The sequence below is a fragment of the Streptomyces sp. 13-12-16 genome (assembly GCF_002114215.1).
GTDB lineage: Bacteria > Actinomycetota > Actinomycetes > Streptomycetales > Streptomycetaceae > Streptomyces.
In genome coordinates, this window is sequence record NZ_NCTE01000964.1 from 21,770 (window position 1) to 26,030 (window position 4,261).

General features: G+C 72.2%; 2 protein-coding genes. Both read left to right on the forward strand.

Annotated features, from left to right (window positions below; all coding sequences use genetic code 11):
• A partial coding sequence (locus B7767_RS33190) for a PfaD family polyunsaturated fatty acid/polyketide biosynthesis protein (RefSeq protein WP_085575346.1) occupies window positions 1–1,316 on the forward strand: 1,316 nt, incomplete at its 5' end.
• 23 nt (window positions 1,317–1,339) lie between these two features.
• A partial coding sequence (locus tag B7767_RS33195; RefSeq protein WP_143652754.1) for a type I polyketide synthase occupies window positions 1,340–4,261 on the forward strand: 2,922 nt, incomplete at its 3' end.

Consider the following 4,261-nt stretch of genomic DNA (forward strand, 5'->3'; position numbering starts at 1 on the left):
ACGGGATCGCCACCACCCAGATGGTGATGGAGCTGGCCGGAGCCCGGCTCATGGGCTTCTTCGGCGCCGCCGGACTCGCCCCCGACCGGGTGGAACAGGCGGTGACGGAGCTGACCGCGGCGTTGGGCGACGCGCCCAACTGGGGCGTCAACCTGATCCACTCACCCGGCGAGCCCCGACTGGAGTCGCAGGTCGCCGACCTCCTGCTGCGTCACCGTGTACGCCGGATCTCGGCCTCCGCGTTCATGGACCTGACGCCCGCCGTCGTCCGCTGCGCGGCGGCCGGACTGCGGCGGGACGCCGACGGCCGGGTGGTCAGGGACACCTGTCTGTTCGCCAAGGTGTCCCGTCGTGAGGTGGCCGAGAAGTTCATGTCGCCTGCGCCGGAGGCGCTGTTGGACGCGCTGGTCCGGGACGGGGCTCTCACCGCTGAGCAGGGCCGGCTGGCCCGCCTGGTCCCGGTCGCCGAGGACGTGACCGTCGAGGCCGACAGCGGCGGTCACACCGACAGCCGTCCGCTGTCCGTGATCCTGCCCGAGCTGCTGGCGCTCCGGAACACCCTGGTGGCCAGGTACGGCTTCCTCCGCCCGATCCGGGTCGGTGCCGCGGGCGGTCTGGGCACCCCCGGCGCGGTGGCCGGTGCCTTCGCACTCGGCGCGGCCTACGTGATGACCGGATCGGTCAATCAACTGGCAGCAGAGTCCGGGGTGTCCGCGGACGCGCGGGAACTGCTGGCCGGAGCCGGCATCACCGACGTGGCCATGGCCCCGGCCGCGGACATGTTCGAGCAAGGCATTCAGGTCCAGGTGTTGACGAGGGGCACCCTGTTCGCGGCGCGCGCCAAGCGACTGTACGACGTCTACCGGCGTCACCGGTCCCTGGCGGAGATCCCCGCCGACACGCGGCACAGACTGGAGAACGAAGTGTTCGGCGCGGACCTGGACGCGATCTGGGCGGACACCGAACGGTTCTGGCTACGGCGCGACCCCGGACAGCTGGCCAGAGCCGAACGCGACCCCAGGCACCGGATGGCCCTGGTATTCCGGTGGTACGTGGGCAACGCCAGCCGATGGGCGATCGAGGGCCGGCCGGAGCGCCGCATCGACTACCAGTTGTGGGCCGGTCCCTCGCTCGGCGCGTTCAACGACTGGGCCCGGGGCAGCCTGCTTGCCGATCCGTCCCGGCGCACCGTCACGCAGATCGCCTTGAATTTGCTGGAGGGCGCCGCCGTGATCACTCGCGCGCACCAGCTGCGCACCTTCGGGCTTTCCATACCTGACTCCGCCCTGACGTTCCGTCCCCGCAAACTCGCCTGACCCCTGCAGGAGTGTCCGCGCAGATGAGAGCAGAACGTGCCCAGGTTCCCGTCGCGGTGGTCGGTCTCGCCGCGTTCACCCCAGGCTCCCGAGACGTGGCAGGGTTCTGGCGGAACGTCCTCGCCGGCCGGGATCTCATGTCCGACGTACCGGTGGAGCGTTGGTCACCGGCCGACCACTACGACCCTGACCCGTTCGCTCCGGACAAGACCTACGTGCGGAGGGGCGCGTTCCTGCCTGACTTCGAGTTCGATCCGTTGGCGTACGGAATCCCGCCGAGCGACCTTGCGGCCACCGACACCGCCCAGCTGCTGGCCATGATGGCCGCGGGTGACCTGCTGGCCGACTGCGGCCTCGGGCAGATGACCGCACAACAGCGGGAACGGGTCGGGGTGGTGCTGGGCACAAGCGGCCTGGCCATGGGGTTCGAGGTGTCAGCGCGGCTCTCCCGACCGGTGTGGAGAAGGGAACTCCTCGCCTCCGGTCTCGACCCGGCCGCGGCCGACGAGATCTGCGACCGGATCAGTGCCAACTTCCCGGTCTGGACCGAGGCGACCTTCCCCGGTCTGCTCGGCAACGTGGTGTCCGGCAGGATCGCCAACCGGTACGACCTGCACGGCGTCAACCACGTGACCGACGCCGCGTGTGCCTCGTCGCTGGCCGCGCTCTCCACCGGACTGGGTGAGCTCGCCCTCGGCAGCTGCGACCTGGTGATCTGCGGCGGCGTGGACGTGCTGAACGACATCACCATGTACGTGTGCTTCTCGAAGACTCCGGCGCTCTCTCCGACGGAGGACTGCCGGCCGTTCGCGGCCGACGCCGACGGCACCATGCTCGGCGAGGCCGTGGTCATGTTCGCGCTGAAGCGGCTGGCCGACGCCGAACGCGACGGGGACCGGATCTACGCGGTGATCCGGGGCCTCGGCGCAGCGTCGGACGGCCGGAGCAAGGCCATCTACGCGCCGCTGGCCGCCGGCCAGGAACGGGCGCTGCGCCGGGCGTACGACGTGGCCGGGTACGGCCCGGAGAGCGTGGAACTCGTCGAGGCGCACGGTACCGGGACCAAGGCCGGTGACGCCGCCGAGTTCGCCGCGCTGAGGGAGGTGTTCCAGGCTGAAGGACGCCCTGACCGGCAGTGGTGCGCCTTGGGCTCGGCCAAGTCCCAGTTCGGGCACACCAAGTCCTCCGCCGGTGCCGTCGGAATGCTGAAGGCCGTACTCGCCCTGCACCACCGGGTGTTGCCTCCGACCATCAAGGTGGGGCGGCCCAACCCCGAACTCGAGCTTACCGATTCCCCTTTCTACCTGAACACCGCCACCCGGCCCTGGATCAGCGGCGCCGGTCGGTCGCGCCGCGCCGGCGTGTCGAGCTTCGGTTTCGGAGGCACCAACTTCCACGTCACGCTGGAGGAATACGTGCCCGCCGGGGGCGGCCGACGAGCCTGGCACCTCCCGGCGGCCCCCGGCGAACTCGTCCTGTTCAGCGCCTCCTCCCCCGGCGCACTGGCCGAACTGATCCGCCGGCCCCGGCCCGACCGGCCGTTGGCGGCGATCGCACGGGAGTGTCAGGCGGCGTTCAGGACCGAACACCGGGCGAGGCTGGCCGTGGTGGCCGACGACGCCACCGATCTGGCGGGGCGGCTGGACGCGCTGGCGGTCCGGGTGGAGGCCGGGGTGCCGTTCTCCGCGCCCCGGGCGCACTTCGCCACCGGTGATCCCGCCCCCGGCCGGGTCGCTTTCCTTTTCCCCGGCCAGGGCGCGCAGTACGTGGGCATGGGCGCCGAACTCGCCGTTCACCACAGGGCGGCCCGGGATGCCTGGGACGCGGTCGCGGCAGTCCTCCCGGTGCACCGGGAGGTGTTCCCGCCCCCCGTGTTCAGCGAGGAGGACCGTGCCTCGCTGGAGGCGGCACTGACCGCCACCGAGGTCGCTCAGCCGGCGCTGGCCGCGCACAGCCTGGCCCTGCTGGCCGTGCTGTCGGATCTGAAGCTGACGCCTGACTGTGTGGCAGGGCACAGCTTCGGTGAACTGGTCGCCCTGCACGCGGCGGGCTCCTTCGACGCCCCCACCCTGGTCCGGCTGGCCCGGCGGCGGGGGGAGCTGATGCGGGACGCGGCCACCACCGCCGGGGGGATGCTCGCGGTGAACGCGCCGTTGGAGCGCATCGAGGAGCTGACGGAGCAGGTGGACGGGGTGTGGGTCGCCAACCACAACGCGCCCCGGCAGGTCGTCCTGGCCGGCACGGACCAGGCATTGACCGCCGTGGAGGCCCGGTGCGCCGCGACCGGCGTGGTCACCCGCCGGCTGAACGCCGCCGCCGCGTTCCACAGTCCCCTGGTCGCCGAAGCCACCGAGCCGTTCACCCGTTTCCTTGCCGACCTCACGGTCCACCGGCCGGCACGGACGGTGTACGCGGGAGCCGATGCGGCCCCGTACCGGCGCGAACCGGCGGCGGTGCGGCGCGGCATCGCCGCCCAACTGGCCGCGCCGGCGCGGTTCGGCGACATGGTGGAGGCGATGTACGAGGACGGGGTGCGCACCTTCGTCGAGGTCGGGCCCGGCACCACCCTGACCGGGCTGACCGGTGAGGTGCTCGGTGACCGTGAGCACGCGGCGATCAGCCTCGACCGGCGCGGAAGCCACGGGTTGGCCGCGTTCTACGACGGGCTGGGGCGGGCCGCGGTGCGCGGGGTCGCCATGGACCTGTCCGCGCTGTGGGAGGGGCACAAGCCCGTGCCCGAGCCGGATCGTGAGGAGAAACCACGGATGACGGTCCTGATCAACGGCGGCAACCACCGCGATGACCATCGTGGCGGACGTGCCACTCCCGCAGCTCCGGGACCGGTGGCGTCGCCCGACGGGGCGCCGGGGCGGCCGGGGCCGGTGGTGCCGCCCGCGGCGGTGTCGGAGGCGACACCACCGGTCCCGGGCCCCGGCACCGTGCGG